The organism is Nocardiopsis endophytica (assembly GCF_027706725.1).
Classification (GTDB): Bacteria; Actinomycetota; Actinomycetes; order Streptosporangiales; family Streptosporangiaceae; genus Nocardiopsis_A; species Nocardiopsis_A endophytica.
Genome location: NZ_JAQFWQ010000134.1, coordinates 1 through 17766 on the forward strand (window position 1 = coordinate 1; position 17766 = coordinate 17766).

At 75.5% G+C, this 17766-nt stretch carries 15 protein-coding genes; all 15 read left to right on the forward strand.

Annotation, left to right across the window (positions count from 1 at the left end):
- Positions 1-263: 263 nt before the first annotated feature.
- The 15 genes from argC to O4J56_RS32185 all read left to right on the forward strand — a co-directional run bounded on the left by argC (position 264) and on the right by O4J56_RS32185 (position 17265).
- A complete protein-coding gene (gene argC / locus O4J56_RS28620; RefSeq protein WP_270690120.1) occupies positions 264-1295 on the forward strand; it encodes an N-acetyl-gamma-glutamyl-phosphate reductase in 1032 nt (343 codons plus the stop codon).
- Positions 1296-1378: 83 nt separating this feature from the next.
- On the forward strand, positions 1379-2530 hold the full coding sequence (gene argJ / locus O4J56_RS28625; RefSeq protein WP_270690121.1) for a bifunctional glutamate N-acetyltransferase/amino-acid acetyltransferase ArgJ: 1152 nt from the start codon (positions 1379-1381) through the stop codon (positions 2528-2530).
- Positions 2527-3435: an acetylglutamate kinase gene (gene argB / locus O4J56_RS28630; protein ID WP_270690122.1), complete on the forward strand. Its 909-nt coding sequence runs from the start codon at positions 2527-2529 to the stop codon at positions 3433-3435. The genes argJ and argB overlap by 4 nt, the downstream gene beginning before the upstream one ends.
- Positions 3432-4655, forward strand: coding sequence for an acetylornithine transaminase (locus O4J56_RS28635; protein ID WP_270690123.1), 1224 nt, complete (start codon positions 3432-3434; stop codon positions 4653-4655). The genes argB and O4J56_RS28635 overlap by 4 nt, the downstream gene beginning before the upstream one ends.
- The gene (gene argF / locus O4J56_RS28640) at positions 4652-5602 is read left to right on the forward strand and encodes an ornithine carbamoyltransferase (RefSeq protein WP_270690124.1); all 951 of its coding nucleotides are present in this window, start codon (positions 4652-4654) and stop codon (positions 5600-5602) included. Before O4J56_RS28635 ends, argF begins: the two co-directional genes overlap by 4 nt.
- Complete coding sequence (locus tag O4J56_RS28645) at positions 5599-6168, forward strand: arginine repressor (protein WP_017625736.1); 570 nt, start codon at positions 5599-5601, stop codon at positions 6166-6168. Before argF ends, O4J56_RS28645 begins: the two co-directional genes overlap by 4 nt.
- Positions 6165-7364, forward strand: a complete 1200-nt coding sequence (locus tag O4J56_RS28650) for an argininosuccinate synthase (protein ID WP_270690125.1) — start codon at positions 6165-6167, stop codon at positions 7362-7364. Before O4J56_RS28645 ends, O4J56_RS28650 begins: the two co-directional genes overlap by 4 nt.
- A gap of 391 nt (positions 7365-7755) precedes the next feature.
- The gene (argH, locus tag O4J56_RS28655; RefSeq protein ID WP_270690135.1) at positions 7756-9156 is read left to right on the forward strand and encodes an argininosuccinate lyase; all 1401 of its coding nucleotides are present in this window, start codon (positions 7756-7758) and stop codon (positions 9154-9156) included.
- A gap of 772 nt (positions 9157-9928) precedes the next feature.
- Positions 9929-12310 carry a sensor histidine kinase gene (locus O4J56_RS28660; protein ID WP_270690126.1) on the forward strand — a complete coding sequence of 794 codons (2382 nt, stop codon included), beginning with the start codon at positions 9929-9931 and terminating at the stop codon, positions 12308-12310.
- The gene (locus tag O4J56_RS28665; protein WP_270690127.1) at positions 12307-12738 is read left to right on the forward strand and encodes a roadblock/LC7 domain-containing protein; all 432 of its coding nucleotides are present in this window, start codon (positions 12307-12309) and stop codon (positions 12736-12738) included. Before O4J56_RS28660 ends, O4J56_RS28665 begins: the two co-directional genes overlap by 4 nt.
- Complete coding sequence (locus tag O4J56_RS28670) at positions 12735-13106, forward strand: DUF742 domain-containing protein (RefSeq protein WP_270690129.1); 372 nt, start codon at positions 12735-12737, stop codon at positions 13104-13106. Before O4J56_RS28665 ends, O4J56_RS28670 begins: the two co-directional genes overlap by 4 nt.
- Positions 13087-13716, forward strand: coding sequence for a GTP-binding protein (locus O4J56_RS28675; protein ID WP_270690130.1), 630 nt, complete (start codon positions 13087-13089; stop codon positions 13714-13716). Before O4J56_RS28670 ends, O4J56_RS28675 begins: the two co-directional genes overlap by 20 nt.
- 65 nt (positions 13717-13781) lie before the next feature.
- The gene (locus O4J56_RS28680) at positions 13782-14681 is read left to right on the forward strand and encodes a sirohydrochlorin chelatase (protein WP_270690131.1); all 900 of its coding nucleotides are present in this window, start codon (positions 13782-13784) and stop codon (positions 14679-14681) included.
- Positions 14682-14780: 99 nt separating this feature from the next.
- Positions 14781-16766: a sensor histidine kinase gene (locus O4J56_RS28685; protein WP_270690132.1), complete on the forward strand. Its 1986-nt coding sequence runs from the start codon at positions 14781-14783 to the stop codon at positions 16764-16766.
- Between the two features lie 205 nt (positions 16767-16971).
- A complete protein-coding gene (locus tag O4J56_RS32185) occupies positions 16972-17265 on the forward strand; it encodes a DUF742 domain-containing protein (protein ID WP_408639188.1) in 294 nt (97 codons plus the stop codon).
- Positions 17266-17766 lie beyond the last annotated feature (501 nt).

Genomic DNA, 17766 nt, shown 5'->3' on the forward strand with positions numbered 1-17766 from the left:
TGGGCCGCCGCCCGGCCGAGGGGCGTGAGCGGGGTACCAGCTCAGCCGCCTGCCCGCCCGGACCTCCCGGGGCCTGGTGGACGGCAGGCGGGGCCGGGGAAACGCCCGACTCTCTTCGTTGTCGCCGACCCTCCTTCGCTCCTGGTGTGAGACGCTCGTCACGCCGGGATCTTATTCGGTAGGTTGCATAAGATTTCAATCATCCGGCATCATGGAACCGTTCGCAGGGACACCTGCACCACAGGGGATCGGGGGGAACGGCCATGGGGTACACGGCGGCGGTCGCCGGGGCCAGCGGCTATGCCGGGGGTGAGATCCTCCGGCTCCTCCTCGGGCACCCCAGCATCGAGATCGGGGCGGTCACCGCCGGGGGCAGCGCGGGTACGCGGCTCGGGGAGCACCACCCGCACCTGGCCCCGCTGGCCGACCGGGTCCTTCAGGACACCGACACCGCAGCCCTCTCCGGGCACGACGTCGTCTTCCTCGCCCTCCCGCACGGCAAGTCCGCCGAGATCGCCCAGGCCCTGGGGGACGACGCGCTCATCGTCGACTGCGGCGCCGACTTCCGGCTCACCGACCCCGACGCCTGGGAACGCTTCTACGGCACCCCCCACGCCGGAACCTGGCCCTACGGCCTGCCCGAGCTTCCCGGCGGCCGGGAGGCCCTGGCCGGGGCCCGCCGCATCGCCGTCCCCGGCTGCCACGTCACCACGGTCACCCTCGCCCTGCTGCCCGCCCTGGCCGCGGGCCTGGCCGAGGCCGAGGACCTGACCGCGGTCTCGGTCACCGGGGTCTCCGGCGCGGGCAAGGCCCCCAAGCCGCACCTCATCGGCAGCGAGACCATGGGCTCGGCCGCCCCCTACGGCGCCGCCGGCGCCCACCGGCACAACCCCGAGATCGTGCAGAACCTGACCGCCGCCGCCGGGCGCCCGGTCACCCTCTCCTTCACCCCCGTGCTGGCCCCCATGCCGCGCGGCATCCTCGCCACCTGCACCGCCCGGCTGGCCCCGGGCGCCGACACCGCCGCCCTGCGCGCCGCCTATGAGCGACGATACGGGGCCGAGCCCTTCGTGAGCCTGCTCCCCGAAGGGCAGTGGCCCGCCACCGCCATGACCCTCGGCGCCAACACCGCCGCCGTGCAGGTCGCCGCCGACCCCGCGGCCGGGCGCCTCGTCGCCTGCGCCGCCCTGGACAACCTCACCAAGGGGACCGCCGGCGGCGCCGTGCAGAGCGCCAACATCGCCCTGGGCCTCCCCGAGACCACCGGCCTGCCCACCGCGGGCGTCGCGCCCTAGCGCCCCGCCCGCAGGGGACCGGCCCACACGCCATCTCCGCCGTGGAGCCTCCGCCGCTCCGCACCACCGTGAAAGGTCCCGCCGTGAGCGTCACCGCACCCCGCGGCTTCCGTGCCGCCGGCGTCGCCGCCGGACTCAAGCCCGACGGCGCCCGGGACGTCGCCGTCATCGTCAACGACGGCCCCTCCCGCTCCGCCGCCGCCGTCTTCACCGCCAACCGGGTCCAGGCCGCCCCGGTCCAGTGGTCCCGCCAGGTCGCCAAGGGCGGCCGGGCCCGCGCCGTGGTCGTCAACTCCGGCGGCGCCAACGCCTGCACCGGCGCCCCCGGCTTCCAGGACACCCACGCCACCGCCGAACGCGCCGCGCACGCCCTGGGCGACTCGGCCGCCGAGATCCTGGTCTGCTCCACCGGCCTGATCGGTGAGCGCCTGCCCATGCCCGAGCTGCTCAGCGGCGTCGACATGGCGGTCGCCGACGCCGCCCGGGACGGCGGCCTGGACGCCGCCGACGCCATCCGCACCACCGACACCGTCGCCAAGATCGCCTTCCGCCGCGGCGCCGACTACACCGTCGGCGGCATGGCCAAGGGCGCCGGGATGCTCGCCCCCGCCCTGGCCACCATGATCTGCGTGCTCACCACCGACGCCGAGCTCACCCCCGAGCAGTGCGACCGGCTGCTGCGCGCCGCCACCGCCGCCACCTTCGACCGCATCGACGCCGACGGCTGCATGTCCACCAACGACACCGTGGTCCTCATGGCCTCCGGAGCCTCCGGCGCCGCCCCCGACGAGGAGGAGTTCGCCGCCCTGCTCACCGAGGTCTGCGACGAGCTGGCGGGCCAGCTCATCGCCGACGCCGAGGGCGCCACCAAGGCCATCTCCGTCGAGGTCGTCGGCGCCGCCAGCGAGGACGACGCCCTGCAGGCCGCCCGCGCCGTGGCCGGCAACAACCTCTTCAAGTGCGCCATGTTCGGCGAGGACCCCAACTGGGGCCGGGTGCTCGCCGCCGTGGGCACCACCACCGCCGCCTTCGAGCCCGACCAGCTCAACGTCGCCATCAACGGCGTGTGGGTCTGCCGCAAGGGCGCCGTCGGCGACGACCGCTCCAAGGTCGACCTGAGCGGCCGCGACGTCGCCGTCACCGTCGACCTGTCCGCCGGGGGCGCCGCCGCCACCGTCCGGACCACCGACCTGACCACCGCCTACGTCCACGAGAACTCGGCCTACAGCTCATGAACTCCCGCAAACAGGCCCTGGACAAGGCCACCACCCTCATCGAGGCCCTGCCCTGGATGAGCCGCTTCCACGGCCGCACCGTCGTGGTCAAGTACGGCGGCAACGCCATGACCGACCCCGAGCTGCAGGACCGGTTCGCCGAGAACATCGTCTTCCTGCGCTACGCCGGGCTGCGCCCGGTGGTGGTGCACGGCGGCGGCCCGCAGATCAAGGCGCACCTGGAGCGCGTCGGCCTGGAGAGCACCTTCGCCGGGGGGCTGCGCGTCACCACCCCCGAGACCATGGACATCGTCCGCATGGTGCTGGTCGGCCAGGTCAACCGGGACATCGTCGGCCGCATCAACCGGCACGGCCCCTTCGCCGTGGGCCTGTCCGGCGAGGACGCCCGGCTGATGACCGCCGAGCGCAAGCCCGCCATGGTCGACGGCGAACCGGTCGACATCGGCCTGGTCGGCGAGGTCACCGAGGTCGACGCAACGGTCGTGGACACCCTGCTCGACGACGGCCGCATCCCCGTCGTCTCCAGCGTCGCCCGCTCCGGCGAGGGCGTCTACAACGTCAACGCCGACACCGCCGCCGCGGCCCTGGCCGCCGGCCTGGGCGCCAGCAAGCTCATCATGCTCACCGACATCGAGGGCCTGTACGCCGACTACCCGGTGTGCGAGGAGCTGATCAGCCGCCTGTCCGCCACCGAGCTGGAGCGCCTGCTGCCCGACCTGTCCACCGGCATGGTCCCCAAGATGGAGGCCTGCCTGCGGGCGGTGCGCGGCGGCGTCCCCCAGGCGCACGTCCTCGACGGCCGCACCCCCAACTCCCTGCTGCTGGAAGTGTTCACCAACGACGGCATCGGCACCATGGTCGTGCCCGACGACGCCCCCCTCGACGTGTTCGGAGGCCCCGCATGAGCGCCCCCACCGCACCCGCCGGCGGCCCCGGCGAGGCGACCCTCGCCCTGCAGGAGCGCTTCCGGGCCGCCCTCATGCCCACCTACGGCGTGCCGCCCGTGGCCATCGCCCGCGGCGAGGGCGCCCGTGTCTGGGACGCCGACGGCCGCGAATACCTCGACCTCATCGGCGGCATCGCCGTCAGCGTCCTGGGCCACGGCCACCCCGCCCTGGCCAAGGCCGTCGCCGACCAGGCCGCCACCCTGGCCCACACCTCCAACCTCTTCCTCCACGAGCGCGAGGTCGAACTCGCCGAGCGCCTCATCGCCCTGCTCGGCGACCCCGGCGCCCGCGTCTTCCTCGCCAACTCCGGCACCGAGGCCAACGAGGCCGCCCTCAAGCTCGCCCGCAGGGCCGCCGGCCCCGGCCGCACCGTGCTGGTCGCCACCGAGAACGGCTTCCACGGCCGCACCCTCGGGGCCCTGGCCGTCACCGGCAAGGAGTCCATCCGCGCCCCCTTCGGCCCCTACGGCACCGAGGTGCGGTTCGTCCCGCACGGCGACACCGAGGCCCTGCGCGCCGCCGTCGACGGCGACACCGCCGCCGTCATCGTCGAACCCGTCCAGGGCGAGGCCGGGGTCGTCCCCGCCCCCGACGGCTACCTGGCCGGCGTCCGCGCCGTCTGCGACGCGACCGGCGCCGCGTTCATCCTCGACGAGATCCAGTCCGGCGTCGGCCGCACCGGCCACTGGTTCGCCCACCAGGCCGCGGGCGTGCGCCCCGACATCCTCACCCTGGCCAAGGGCCTGGGCGGGGGCCTACCGATCGGCGCCTGCGTCGGCTTCGGCCGCTTCGCCACCGCCTTCGCCAAGGGCGACCACGGCTCCACCTTCGGCGGCAACCCGGTCGCCGCGGCCGCCGCGCTGGCCGTCCTCGACACCGTCGAGAAGGACGACCTGCTCGGCAACGCCGCCCGCACCGGCGCCGCTCTCGCCGACGGCGTCCGCGCCACCGGCCACCCCCTGCTCGCCGGGGTGCGCGGCAGCGGCCTGTGGCTGGCCCTCGCCCTGACCGCCGACCGCGCCGCCGACGTGCAGGCGCGCGCCGCCGCGCACGGCTTCCTGGTCAACGCCGTCGCCCCGGACGCCGTGCGGCTCGCCCCGCCGCTGACCCTCACCACAGAGCAGGCCGCGTCCTTCACCGCCGCCCTGCCCGCGATCCTCGACGAGGTGACCCCGTGACCCGCCACTTCCTCCGCGACGACGACCTCACCCCGCAGGAGCAGACGGCCGTCCTGGACCTGGCCGACGCCCTGAAGGCCGACCGGTTCTCCCGCCGCCCCCTGGAGGGCCCACAGACCGTCGCCCTGGTCTTCGACAAGCCCTCCACCCGCACCCGCGTCTCCTTCGCCGTGGGCGTGGCCGACCTCGGCGGCTCGCCCCTGATCATCGACGCCCAGGGCAGCCAGATGGGCCGCGGCGAGCCCGTCGCCGACACCGCCCGGGTGCTGGAGCGCCAGGTCGCCGCCATCGTCTGGCGCACCTTCGCCCAGGAGGGCCTGGAGGCCATGGCCGAGGCCGCCTCCGTGCCGGTCGTCAACGCCCTGTCCGACCTCTTCCACCCCTGCCAGATCCTCGCCGACCTGCAGACGGTGCGCGAGCGCAAGGGCCGCCTGGCCGGGCTCACCCTCGCCTACTTCGGCGACGGCGCCAACAACATGGCCCACTCCTACCTGCTCGGCGGTGCCACCGCCGGGATGCACGTGCGCATCGCCGCCCCCGAGGGGTACCGGCCCGACGCCGACGTGCTGGAGCGCGCCCGCGCCATCGCCGCCGGCACCGGCGGGTCCGCCGAGGTCGTCACCGACGCCCGCAAGGCCGCCGCCGGCGCCGACGTCCTGGCCACCGACGCCTGGACCTCCATGGGCCAGGAGGCCGAGGCGGCCGACCGCGTCGCCCCCTTCCTGCCCTTCGCCGTCGACGACGCCCTGGTGGCCGCCGCCGCCCCCGAGGCTGTCGTGCTGCACTGCCTGCCCGCCTACCGCGGCCAGGAGATCACCGCGTCGGTCCTGGACGGCCCCGCGTCGGCCGTGTGGGACGAGGCCGAGAACCGCCGCCACGCCCAGAAGGCCCTGCTCTGCTTCCTGCTGGACCCTGGGGCCGCGGAGGGTGCGGGGCGGCGACGATGACCGCCGACGGCGCCGCCGCGCCGATGACCAAGGCGGCCCGGCACGCCCGCATCACCGACGTGCTCACCCGCAACGACGTGCGCTCCCAGGCCGAACTGGCCAGGCTGCTCGCCGAGGCGGGGGTGCAGGTCGCCCAGGCCACCCTCTCCCGGGACCTCGACGAGCTCGGGGCGGTGAAGCTGCGCACCGCCGGAGGGGACCTGATCTACCGGCTGCCCGGCGAGGGCGGCGAGCGCCTGCAGCGGGCCGGGGCCGACGCCCACGGCGGGGGCCTGGACCTGGCCGCCGCCGCGGGCTCGCGCGTCACCCGGCTCGCCGAGGAGCTGCTGGTCTCGGCCGAGGCGTCGGCCAACATGGTCGTGGTCCGCACACCGCCCGGGGCGGCGCAGTTCCTCGCCTCGGCGATCGACCACACCGACTTCCAGGCCATCCTCGGCACCATCGCCGGGGACGACACCATCCTCGTGGTCTCCCGGGACCCCGAGGGCGGCGAAGAACTCGCATCGGCGCTGCTCCGGCTGGCCGACCGCAAGACCCGACCACCACACGAGGAGGAACCGACATGAGCGAGCGGGTCGTACTCGCCTACTCCGGGGGGCTGGACACCTCCGTTGCCATCGGCTGGATCGCCGAGGAGACCGGCGCCGAGGTGGTGGCCGTGGCCATCGACTGCGGCCAGGGCGGCGAGGACCTGGAGACGGTCCGGCAGCGCGCCCTGGACTGCGGCGCCGTCGAGGCCGTCGTCGCCGACGCCAAGGACGAGTTCGCCGAGCAGTACTGCGTCCCCGCGCTGCAGGCCAACGCCCTGTACATGGACCGGTACCCGCTGGTCTCGGCGCTGTCGCGGCCGCTGATCGTCAAGCACCTGGCCGACGCCGCCCGCTACCACGGCGCCACCATGGTCTCCCACGGCTGCACCGGCAAGGGCAACGACCAGGTCCGCTTCGAGGCCGGGCTGGCCGCCCTCTTCCCCGAGCTGAAGGTGCTCGCCCCGGTGCGGGACTCGGGCATGACCCGGGACAAGGCCATCGCCTTCGCCGAGGAGAAGGGCCTGCCCATCGACGTCTCCAAGAAGTCGCCCTACTCCATCGACCAGAACCTGTTCGGCCGCGCCGTGGAGACCGGGTTCCTCGAGGACATCTGGAACGGGCCCATCGAGGACGTCTACTCCTACACCGAGGACCCCGGGAAGCCGCGCGAGGCCGACGAGCTGGTCATCACCTTCTCCGGCGGCGTGCCCACCGCCATCGACGGCAAGGAGCTCACCCCGCTCCAGATCATCGAGGAGATGAACCGGCGGGCGGGCGCCCAGGGCGTGGGCCGCATCGACATGGTCGAGGACCGGCTGGTCGGCATCAAGAGCCGCGAGGTCTACGAGGCGCCGGGCGCCATCGCGCTCATCGCCGCCCACCAGGAGCTGGAGAACGTCACCGTGGAGCGGGAGCTGGCCCGGTTCAAGCGCGGCGTCGACCAGCGGTGGGGCGAGCTGGTCTACGACGGCCTGTGGTTCTCCCCGCTGAAGGACGCCCTCGACGGGTTCATCGCCGACGCCAACAAGCACGTCTCCGGCGACGTGCGGGTGGTCCTGCACGGGGGCCGGGCCGTGGTGACCGGGCGGCGCAGCGAGGAGTCGCTCTACGACTACGAGCTGGCCACCTACGACACCGGCGACACCTACGACCAGTCCATGGCGCGCGGCTTCATCGACGTGTGGAGCATGCCCGCCAAGATCGCCTCGCTGCGGAACCAGCGCAACGCCTGACCCGCACGCCGCGGCCCCGGCACGGCAGCGCCCGGGGCCGCGGCGTGTCCGCGCGGCCGAACCGTGCGCGTGCGCCCGACGGATGCCCGTCGGGCGGTGAGCGGCCCCGATCCCTCCCGCGCCCCTCGGCCCGAGGAACGCCGTGCGGTCTCCGCGTGTCGGGGGCCGGACGGCTCCCGGTACGCGACGATCGCAGAGCGGCGCGGCCGGGATCCGGGCGCACCGCCCCGGCCGCCGGCCGCCGTACTGCGCGGCGGCCCGGCCGTGCAGGCGACCCGCCCTTCAAACCACTCGCCCTTTAGACGACCGACCCATCCGCCCACCCGAGCAAAGGACACCGACCGTGGCCCAGGACAGCGCCGACGCCAGCGCCGAGGCCCCCGGCGGCCCCGTGACCCGCCTGTGGGGAGGCCGCTTCGCCGGCGGCCCCTCCGAGGCCCTCGCCGCCCTCTCCGACAGCACCTCCTTCGACTGGCGCCTGGCCCGCCACGACATCGCCGGGTCCCGCGCCCACGCCCGCGTGCTGCACGCCGCCGGGCTGCTCACCGACGAGGAGCTGCAGGGCACCCTGGACGGGCTCGACCGCCTGGAGGCCGACGTCGCCTCGGGTGCCTTCACCCCGGTGCCCGAGGACGAGGACGTGCACACCGCCCTGGAGCGCGGCTTCATCGAGCGCGTAGGCCCCGAGCTCGGCGGGCGGCTGCGTGCCGGGCGCTCGCGCAACGACCAGATCGCCACCCTGGTGCGGATGTACCTGCGGGAGCAGGCCCGCGCCATCGCCGGGGAGCTGCTCGACCTCGTCGGCGCGCTGGCCGACCAGGCCGAGGCGAACATGGGCGTTCCCATGCCGGGCCGCACCCACCTGCAGCACGCCCAGCCGGTCCTGCTCTCCCACCACCTGCTCGCGCACGCCTGGCCGCTGCTGCGGGACGTGGAGCGGCTGGCCGACTGGGACCGCCGCGCCGCCGTCTCGCCCTACGGATCCGGCGCGCTGGCGGGGTCCTCGCTCGGGCTGGACCCCGAGGCGGTCGCCGCCGACCTGGGCTTCCCCGCCGCGGCCGAGAACTCCATCGACGCGACCGCCTCCCGGGACGTGGCCGCCGAGTTCGCCTTCGCGGCCGCGATGACCGGGGTGGACCTGTCGCGCATCTCCGAGGAGGTCATCCTCTGGGCCACCAAGGAGTTCTCCTTCGCGATCCTCGACGACGCCTACTCCACGGGGTCGTCGATCATGCCGCAGAAGAAGAACCCGGACATCGCCGAGCTGGCGCGCGGCAAGTCCGGCCGCCTCATCGGGGACCTGACCGGCCTGCTCGGCACCCTGAAGGGGCTGCCGCTGGCCTACAACCGCGACCTGCAGGAGGACAAGGAGCCGGTGTTCGACGCCGCCGACACCCTCCTGCTCCTGCTGCCCGCGTTCACCGGCATGGTCGCCACGCTCAGGTTCGACGGCGAGCGCATGGCCGAGCTGGCGCCGCAGGGGTTCTCGCTGGCCACCGACATCGCCGAGTGGCTGGTGCGGCAGCGGGTGCCGTTCCGCGAGGCGCACGAGATCGCGGGGGCGTGCGTGCGCCTGTGCGAGGAGCGCGGCGTGGACCTGCCGGACCTGAGCGACGAGGACTTCGCGTCGGTGTCGGAGCACCTGACCCCGCAGGTGCGCGAGGTGCTGACGGTGGAGGGGGCCATGGCCTCGCGGGCGGGCAAGGGCGGCACCGCCCCGGTGCGCGTCCGGGAACAGCTCGCCCGCGTCCGCGAGACCGCGGAAGGGCTGAGGGCCTTCGCCGCGTCCTGACCCGGAGGGCCCCCGGGCCGCGCCCGCCGGTCGTTGATCTCGGGGAAGTCGGGCTTATCGTGTCCGTTTTAACCCCGGGTTCCCCGAGATCATCGCGGAAGGGGCCGTCCGGGTGGCGCATACCGGGCATACCGGGCATCAGGCGAGGGGGTGGGCATCCTGTGTCGTGGAATCGACGCTTTCAGGCAGATCAGGTGTCGATATCACCACCCAAGATGCCTCCGCATCGCCTGCCCGGCCCCTTGGTGATGATCTCGACGGAAGAGCTGTCATTCCGGCGGTTTTGACAGCACCTCTGTCGAGATCATCGCCGGCCTGGGGTGCGCCGGGCCGACGGCTGCCATGAGCGCGGGCGAGCGCCCGCCCACCCGGTCGCGCTTCCGCCTGGACCGCCCGCGGCCTGCCGGGCGGCGGGCAGGGCTGGGGAACCGCCCGGCTGTCGCCGTCGCTGCCATCCACGGCGGCCACGCACACGCGCCGCGCCCGACAGCGCTGCGACAAGGCCCGCCGACCCGCCGACCCCCCCGAGACCCGCCGCCCCGCCCCCGACGCTCCCCGGGAAGGGCGCGCCCCCGGCCTCCCCCCGTTCTCTTCGCACGTGATCGCCCATCAGGGGCGAATTCTCCGAACCCCCTTCCCACGCCGTCCGCATGCGGTAGCGTCCTGAATCCGTGGGCACCACGGGTGGTCGTCCCTGTGCGCAATGTGAGCCGTTTCCGCTCACCGTGCACCGGCGGCGGCCTACGCGAAGCCCGCACGGGGGAGGAGACCGATGGGGCAGTCGGGGGGAGCGGAGCGCGGTATCAAGGCGCAGCTCAACAGGATCGTGCTGATCCCCAGCGTGACGTTCCTGGCGCTGTTCGCCGTGCTCAGCGGCGTGACCCTGACCCAGGCGGTCTCGTTGCGCCTGTCCTCCCGCGACGCCCGGGAGGCCGTCCACCTGCAGCAGGTCCTCACCGAGCTGCAGCGCGAGCGCCGCCTGGCCGCCGAGCTCCTGGCCGACCCCGACCAGTCCTCGCTGGAGGCCTTCCGCGACCAGACCGCCGCCACCGACGGCGCCGTGGAGCGCATGGCCGAGGCCGGGGACCGGTTGCGCGGTTCGCGCGACACCGCCGTCGCCGACCGCTCCTCCTCCTTCCACGCCTCCCTCGCCCGCCGGGGCGAACTGCGCGACCAGATCACCGCCGGCGACATCGGGGCCCCCATCGCCGCCGCCGACTACGGCACCGCCGTCGAGCGCGGAGTGCGCGTGTTCGACGCCGTGGGGCGCACCGCCGCCGACGGCCCCTCGGCCGCCGCCGCGGCCGACACGGTGGCGCTCATGCGCGCACAGGAGCGCTTCTCCCGCGCCGACGCCCTCCTCAGCGGCGGCGGTGACGCAGGGCGGGCCGCTTCCCTCGTCGAGGACGCCGAGGCCCGCCTGAGCGAGACCGGCTCCTCCCTCGCCGGCGATCCCGCGCGGGCGCACGCCGCCCTGGACGCCTCGGCGGAGTGGAGCCGCGCGCGCACCCTGGCCGAGCGCGCCGCCGGACAGGACGGGGGCGGCGACGCACCCCCCGAGGGGTGGCGGTCGGCCGCGGACGCGGTCGACGCGGGCCTGACCGGGCTCGCGGCCGCCCAGGCCGGAACGGTCGTCGACCGCACCCGCGACGCCTCCAACGCCATGTTCAGCCTCGCCCTGGGCGGCGGCACCATGGCGCTGTTCGCCGGGACCCTCGCCTACGGGGTCGCCTCCCGCTCCGCCGGGCGGCTGATCGGCCGCCTGGCCCGGCTGCGCGCCGAGACCCTGGACCTGGCCCGCACCCGGCTGCCGCGCATCGTCGCCCGGCTGGAGCAGGGCGAGGCCGTCGACCTGGACCGGGAGGTGCGCCGCCTGGACCACGGCGACGACGAGGTCGGCCAGGTCGCCGACGCCTTCACCACCGCCCAGCGCACCGCCGTGCGCGCCGCGGTGCGCCAGGCCGACATGCGCGCGGGCGTCAACCGCGTCTTCCTCGGCATCGCGCACCGCAACCAGTCGCTGGTCCAGCGCCAGCTCCAGCTCCTCGACCGCATCGAGCGCGAAGAGGAGGACCCCGACCTGCTGGAGGACCTCTTCCACCTGGACCACCTGGCCACCCGGGGCCGCCGCAACGCCGAGAACCTCATCATCCTCGGCGGCGGGCGGCCCGGCCGCCGCTGGCGCACCCCCATCCCGCTGGTGGACATCCTGCGCGGCGCCATCTCCGAGACCGAGGAGTACGCCCGGGTGGAGCTGCGGGTCGTGCCCGACGTGGCGCTGTCGGGCACCGTGGTGGCCGACGTCATCCACCTGGTCGCCGAGCTGGTGGAGAACGCCACCGCCTTCTCCCCGCCGCACACCCCCGTGCACATCCACAGCGAACTCGTGCCCAAGGGCGTCGCCGTGGAGATCGAGGACCGCGGCCTGGGCATGGGGGAGGAGGCGCTCTCCCGCGCCAACGCCACCCTGCGCGAGGCTCCCGAGTTCGACGTCATGGCGCTCAACCAGGACCTGCGCCTGGGGCTGTTCGTCGTCGCCCGGCTGGCCGCCAAGCACGACGTGCACGTCCAGCTGTGCCCCTCGCCCTACGGCGGCACCCGCGCGGTGGTGCTCATCCCCGCCGCGCTCATCGCCGACCGGCAGGCCCCCGCCCGCCCGGCCCGGCGCGGCGCCCAGGAGCGCCGCTCCGCGCGCCGGACCGCCCCCGACCTGCTCGCAGGGGCCCCCGCCGCCGCCCGGCGGCCAGCCCCCGAACCCGACCCGGCCCACGCCGGGCGGCAGGCCGCCCCGTCGGCCGCCCCCGCCCGGCCCGGCGCCCCCGCGCAGTCGGCCGCGCACGCGCGCACGGCCCCCCGGGACCGGTCCGCCGCCCCCCGCGGCGCCCGGCCCGCCGCGCCCGCCCCGGCGCCCCACGAACCGACCGCACCCGCTCCCCCCGCAGCCGAGGACGGCCGCCCGGCGCTGCCCAAGCGCCGCCGCCAGGCCGGCCTCGCCCCGCAACTGCGCGAGGACCCGGCGGCACCCCCCGCCGGCGCGGCCGCGCCCGCCCTGCTCGAGCCTTCGCCCGAGCGGGCCCGCGCGGTCATGAGCGCGTTCCAGAAGGGGACCCGGCTCGGCCGGGAGGACGAACACACGGGAGAGAGCAGCGAATGACGGTTTACGACGGCAACGCGGCCACGGACCTCAACTGGCTCCTGGACGACCTGGTGGACCGCACGGTGGGCGCCGAGCACGCCATCGTGCTCTCCGCCGACGGACTGCTCATCGGCCGCTCCCGCGGCCTCGGCGCCGAACAGGGCGAGCACCTGTCCGCGGTCGCCTCCGCCTTCCAGAGCCTGGCCCGCGGCACCGGGCGGCGGTTCGGCGGCGGCGCGGTGCGCCAGACCGTGGTGGAGATGGAGCACGCCTACCTGTTCGTGACCGCCGCCGGGGAGGGCGCCTGCCTGGCCGTGCTGGCCGCCGAGGACGCCGACGTGGGCCTGGTCGCCTACGAGATGAACATGCGCATCAAGCGCGTGGGCCAGTTCCTCACCTCCGCACCGCGCTTCCCCGAGTCGGTCGCCGCGGGCGGCGGCTCATGAGCCCGGCGGCCGGGCGCCTGGACGAGGGCGCCGGGCCGCTGGTGCGGCCCTACACCATGACCGGGGGGCGGACCCGCCCCGCCGCCGGCGCCGGGCTGGACATGATCAGCATCGTCGTCGCCGCGCGGGAGCGGGTGGACTGGGGGGAGCTGCAGCCCGAGCACGCGCGCATCCTGCGCCGCTGCCGCACCCCGGTCTCGGTGGCCGAGCTCTCGGCCCAGCTGGACATCCCCATCACCGTGGTCAAGGTGCTGGTGGGCGACCTCGTCGCCGCGGGCGACGTGGCCGCCCGGGCGCCGGCGCCCGCGGCCGACCACCCCGAAGCCCACGTTCTCCAGGCGGTACTCGATGGCATCCGAAGGCTCTGACGGCACTGGCGGCGCCGACGGCGCCGGGACCGGCGCGACCGGGGCGCACGAGCTCCCGGTCGCGGTGAAGATCCTGGTCGCCGGCGGGTTCGGCGCGGGCAAGACCACCCTGGTCGGGTCGGTCAGCGAGATCGCCCCGCTCAGCACCGAGGAGGTGATGACCGAGGCCAGCATGGGCGTGGACGACACCGGCGGGGTGGAGGCCAAGACCACCACCACCGTCGCCCTGGACTTCGGGCGCATCACCGTCAGCGAGCGGGTGGTGCTGTACCTGTTCGGCACCCCTGGGCAGGGGCGGTTCTGGTTCATGTGGGACGAGCTGGCCTCGGGCGCGCTGGGGGCGGTCGTCGTCGCCGACACCCGGCGGCTGGAGAGCTGCTTCCCCGCGGTGGACTTCTTCGAGCGGCGCGGCGTCCCGTTCGCCGTCGCCGTCAACCAGTTCGACGGGGCGCACCGCTACACCGCGCAGGAGGTGCGCGAGGCGGTCGACGTCGACCCGCACGTGCCGGTGGTGCTGGGCGACGCCCGCGAGCGCGAGTCGGGCAAGGAGGTGCTGCTGTCCCTCGTCGAACACGTGATTCGGCGTCGCAGCCCGGCCTTGAGCGGGTGAGCTGTAGCATAGGGCTCCCCGAACGCACACGACTCGTTAGCATCTCTCGCGTGAATCCTGACAGTATGCAGAATCCGGACAGACTCCCCCCTCGCGATCTGCCCCGGCGCCGCTCCGGGCGGCACCGCAATCCGCTCTCCTTCGACAGCTGGGTCGGCACCCCGCGGCTGGTGCTCGCCGTGCCCGGCGGCACCGAGGAGGCCGCGGAGATCGGCGCGCAGACCGCCGACCTGTTGCGCTCCTACCGCCCCGAGGTCGAGATCAAGTACGGCTGCACCGGCGGCGGCCCCTCGCTGCGCGAGGCCATGGACGGCCTCGCCCCGCGCGAGGGCAGCCCGCTGGCGGGCATCGTCGTACCGCTGGTGACCGGCCCGCACGCGCCCACCGCCCGGGCCGTGGAGGAGGCGGCCCGGGACACCGGCGCGGACGTGCGGGTGACCGAGGCGCTCGGCCCGCACCCCATGCTCGCCGAGGTGCTGCACCTGCGCCTGGCCGAGGCCGGGTTCGTGCGCGCCGACCGGATGCGCCTGATCAGCGTGGTGGCCCCCACGGCCAGCATGACCGACGGCGTCGTGGTGGGCGCGGCCGGCGGCGCCGAGGCGGCCGGTGCGGCCGGGGTGACCGCGGTGCTGCTCGCCGCCCGGCTCGGCATCACCGTGCTGCCCGCCGACATGGACGACGACGCCGCGATCGCCGAGGCGTTCGGGCAGCTGGCCGAGGCCGGCTGCGCCCGCCCGGTGCTCGCCCCCGGGGTGATCGGCCCTGAGATGCCCGAGGGGCGCGTCGCCGAGCTGGCCGAACGGAACGGGGCGCGCGCCAGCGCGCCGCTGGGCGCGGGCAGCACCCTGGCCAAGATCGCCGCGCTGCGCTACGCCGAGGTGCTCAACAGCGTCGGGGTGCAGACCCCGCCGAGCGTGGACGACCTGCCCGCGCCGGTCGGGTCGCGGCACCGCCCGGAGAGCTGACCCCCGCCTCTGCTCACTGAATGTGAGCGAACCGCCACCCTCGGCATTGGAACTTCGGTACCCTCCTCCCACGGGCGCGCCGTCGGAGGAGGGGGACCCATGGCCGCGACGCCGGAGCGGCGGACCATCCGCGGGCAGCTCACCCGCATCGTGCTGATACCCAGCGTCTGCTTCCTGCTGCTGTGGACCGCCGCGTCCGCGGCCGGCGCCGTGCAGGCCGCCTCCATGGCCGCCGCCGTCGGCGACGGCCGCGCCGGGACCGCCGCCTTCACCGCGCTGGCCGAGGCCTTGCGAGGGGAGCGGCTGGCCACCATGGTCCGGCTGGGCGACCCCGGGGACGCCTCCGCTGAGCACCCCCTGGAGCGGGCCAGGGCGGGCACCGACCGGGCCCTGGAGCACGCCGAGCCGCACGCCGAGGAGCTGCGCTCCGGCGCCGACCGGAACGTGCTGCGCAGCGCCGCCCGCTTCGACGGCCGCGGCGAGGGCGCCCCCGAGGACCTGGACGCGCTGCGCGGGGGCGTGGACGACGGCTCCGTCACCCGCGCCACCGCCCTGGAGGCCTACGACGCCCTGCTGGAGGACCTGCGCACCCTCGACTCCGCGCTGCTCGACGCCGCCGCCGACGGTGCGGACGGCGCCGCGGCGGGCGTGGCCGACACCCTGGCGGGCGTGCGCGAGGAGTACTCCCGCGCCGAGGCGCTGCTCGCCGGGGCCATCGCCGCCGGGGGCATGGACTACCAGGAGACCGCCCACTTCACCTACCTCACCGCCTCCTACCGGGACTCCCTGGAGCAGGCCGAACCCGACCTGCGCGGACCGGTCCTGGACACCTACACCGAGCTGACCTCGGGCGACGCCTGGCGCCGCACCGAGCGGCTCAGCCGGGGCGTGGTCACCCGGCCGCCCGTGTCCGACGAGCAGGCCGCCCTGGGCCGCCCCGCCTGGAACACCGAGCTGGAGGTCGGGACCGGCGAGTGGGAACGGGCCGCCGGCGGGGCGGGGGAGGGGCTGCGCGCCCTCGCCCGGGCCCAGCGCGCGGCGGTCTTCGACACCGCCGAGACCGCCGCCCACACCCGCATCGCGCTGAGCGTCGCCGGGGCGGTGCTGACGCTGGCCGCGGGGGCCGCCGCGATCATCGTCGCCGGGCGCTCCTCCCGGCGCCTCACCGAGCGGCTGTGCCGCCTGCGCACCGAGACCCTGGCGGTGTCCGACACCCGCCTGCCGCGCATCGTCTCCCGGGTCCAGGAGGGCGGGCGCGTCGACCTGGGCGACGCGCTGCCGCAGCTGTCCTACGGCAGCGACGAGATCGGCGAGGTGGCCGACGCGTTCAACACCGCCCAGCGCACCGCGGTCGGTGCCGCCGTCAAACAGGCCGAGATCCGGGCGGGGGCCAACCGGGTCTTCCTCGGCATCGCCTACCGGAACCAGGCGCTGGTGCAGCGGCAGCTGCGCCTGCTCGACGAGATCGAGTACGCCGAGGAGGACCCGCGCACCCTGGACAAGCTGTTCCGTCTGGACCACCTGGCCACCCGCGCCCGCCGGTACGCCGACAACCTCATCATCCTCGGCGGGGCGCACTCGGCGCGGCGCTGGCGCGAGCCGATGCCGGTGGTCGACGCCCTGCGTGCGGCGATCTCCGAGACCGAGGACTACCAGCGGGTGCGCCTGACCTGCGCGCCGGGCCCGCCGCTGCGCGGGACCGCGGTGGCCGACGTGGTGCACCTGGTGGCCGAGCTGGTGGAGAACGCCACCCAGTTCTCCCCGGCGGGGGCGCCGGTCGACGTCACGTGCGGGCCCGCGCCCGGCGGGATGGCGGTGGAGGTGGAGGACCGGGGCCTGGGCCTGACCCCGGAGGGGTACGCGGCAGCCGAGCGGACGCTGGCCCAGGCGCCCGAGTTCGACGTGATGGCGCTGCAGGACGAGCCGAGGGTGGGGCTCTTCGTGGTGGCGCGCCTGGCGGCCCGCCACGGGATAGCGGTGCGACTGGCCCCGTCGGCCTATGGGGGTGCCCGGGCGACGGTGCTGGTCCCCGCCACATTGCTGGAGGAGGCGGTCGTGGCCGGGGGGCACGGCGGTGGACGATAGGGAAGACGACAGAAGAGGCGCCGACGCAGGCGGGACACCGCCCCGCAGGGGCGAGGGCCCAGGCGCCGGGGAGCGCGGCCCGGGTTCCGCGGCCGGCGGTGAGGTTTTCGGAGCCGATGGCCGGAGGGCCGACGGGCACGGCCTGCTCGACGCGGGCCCCCTGCTCCGCCCCTTCGCCCTGCGGGCGGGGCGCCCGCCCGCCCCGGTGTCCCCGAGGCCGAGCGCACGCACCCCGGCGGGCCCGCTGACCGCGGTACGCGCGGCGGACCCCTCCGACGCCGACGGCGAGCCGTACCCCGAGGTGGCGGCGGTACTGAGGGCCTGCGCCCACCCGCGCCGATTCATCGACCTGGCGGCGGAGACGGGCCTGCCACTGACGGTCGCCCGCCACCTGGTCCGCGACCTGGCGGCGGAGGGACGCCTGATGGTGTGCCACAGCCGCCCGGCGGATGACCGCGTCATTCTCGAAGAGGTTCTGGAGGGCCTCAAGGCTCTGTGACCCCAAGGCAGCGGCGAGGGGAGGAGTTCCCCAGCCGTGCCTGCCGTCCGGCGGGCCTCTGGCGGTCCGGGCGGCGCGGCTGGGCAAGTACCCCGCTCACGGGCCCCGCCCGGGCGGCGGGCCAGTGGGGTGTGGGGTGGATGGCGGCGACGAGCAAAGGTCGGCGGCCCGTGCGGCAGCGCCGTCGGGCGCGGGGCGTGCGGGCGGTCGCCCTGTTGGGCGGCGACGGCCAGAGCGGCGCGGTTCCCCGGCCGTGCTTGCCGTCCGGCGGGCCTGTGGCGGTCCGGGCGGCGGCGCGGTCGGGTGGGCGTGCCCGCCCGCGCTCGTGACGTCCGCACCCCCGGCGCCCCTCCTCGTTGATCTCGGGAAAAACGCCCCTACCGGGCCGGTTTTAGCGTCGCTTCTCCCGAGATCATCGAGGAAGCGGCGGTGCGGGGCGCACTGGTGTTGACGCTTCTATGTCAAGCGGCCAAGGAGAGTGCTTGTTGCTCGCGGGCCGTG

Bases quoted from the DNA above. Each gene is read 5' to 3' on its own strand.
- argC (WP_270690120.1), top strand. From the start codon at position 264: ATGGGGTACACGGCGGCGGTCGCCGGGGCCAGCGGCTATGCCGGGGGT.
- argB (WP_270690122.1), top strand. From the start codon at position 2,527: ATGAACTCCCGCAAACAGGCCCTGGACAAGGCCACCACCCTCATCGAG.
- O4J56_RS28635 (WP_270690123.1), top strand. From the start codon at position 3,432: ATGAGCGCCCCCACCGCACCCGCCGGCGGCCCCGGCGAGGCGACCCTC.
- O4J56_RS28645 (WP_017625736.1), top strand. From the start codon at position 5,599: ATGACCGCCGACGGCGCCGCCGCGCCGATGACCAAGGCGGCCCGGCAC.
- O4J56_RS28650 (WP_270690125.1), top strand. From the start codon at position 6,165: ATGAGCGAGCGGGTCGTACTCGCCTACTCCGGGGGGCTGGACACCTCC.
- O4J56_RS28660 (WP_270690126.1), top strand. From the start codon at position 9,929: ATGGGGCAGTCGGGGGGAGCGGAGCGCGGTATCAAGGCGCAGCTCAAC.
- O4J56_RS28665 (WP_270690127.1), top strand. From the start codon at position 12,307: ATGACGGTTTACGACGGCAACGCGGCCACGGACCTCAACTGGCTCCTG.
- O4J56_RS28670 (WP_270690129.1), top strand. From the start codon at position 12,735: ATGAGCCCGGCGGCCGGGCGCCTGGACGAGGGCGCCGGGCCGCTGGTG.
- O4J56_RS28675 (WP_270690130.1), top strand. From the start codon at position 13,087: ATGGCATCCGAAGGCTCTGACGGCACTGGCGGCGCCGACGGCGCCGGG.
- O4J56_RS28680 (WP_270690131.1), top strand. From the start codon at position 13,782: ATGCAGAATCCGGACAGACTCCCCCCTCGCGATCTGCCCCGGCGCCGC.
- O4J56_RS28685 (WP_270690132.1), top strand. From the start codon at position 14,781: ATGGCCGCGACGCCGGAGCGGCGGACCATCCGCGGGCAGCTCACCCGC.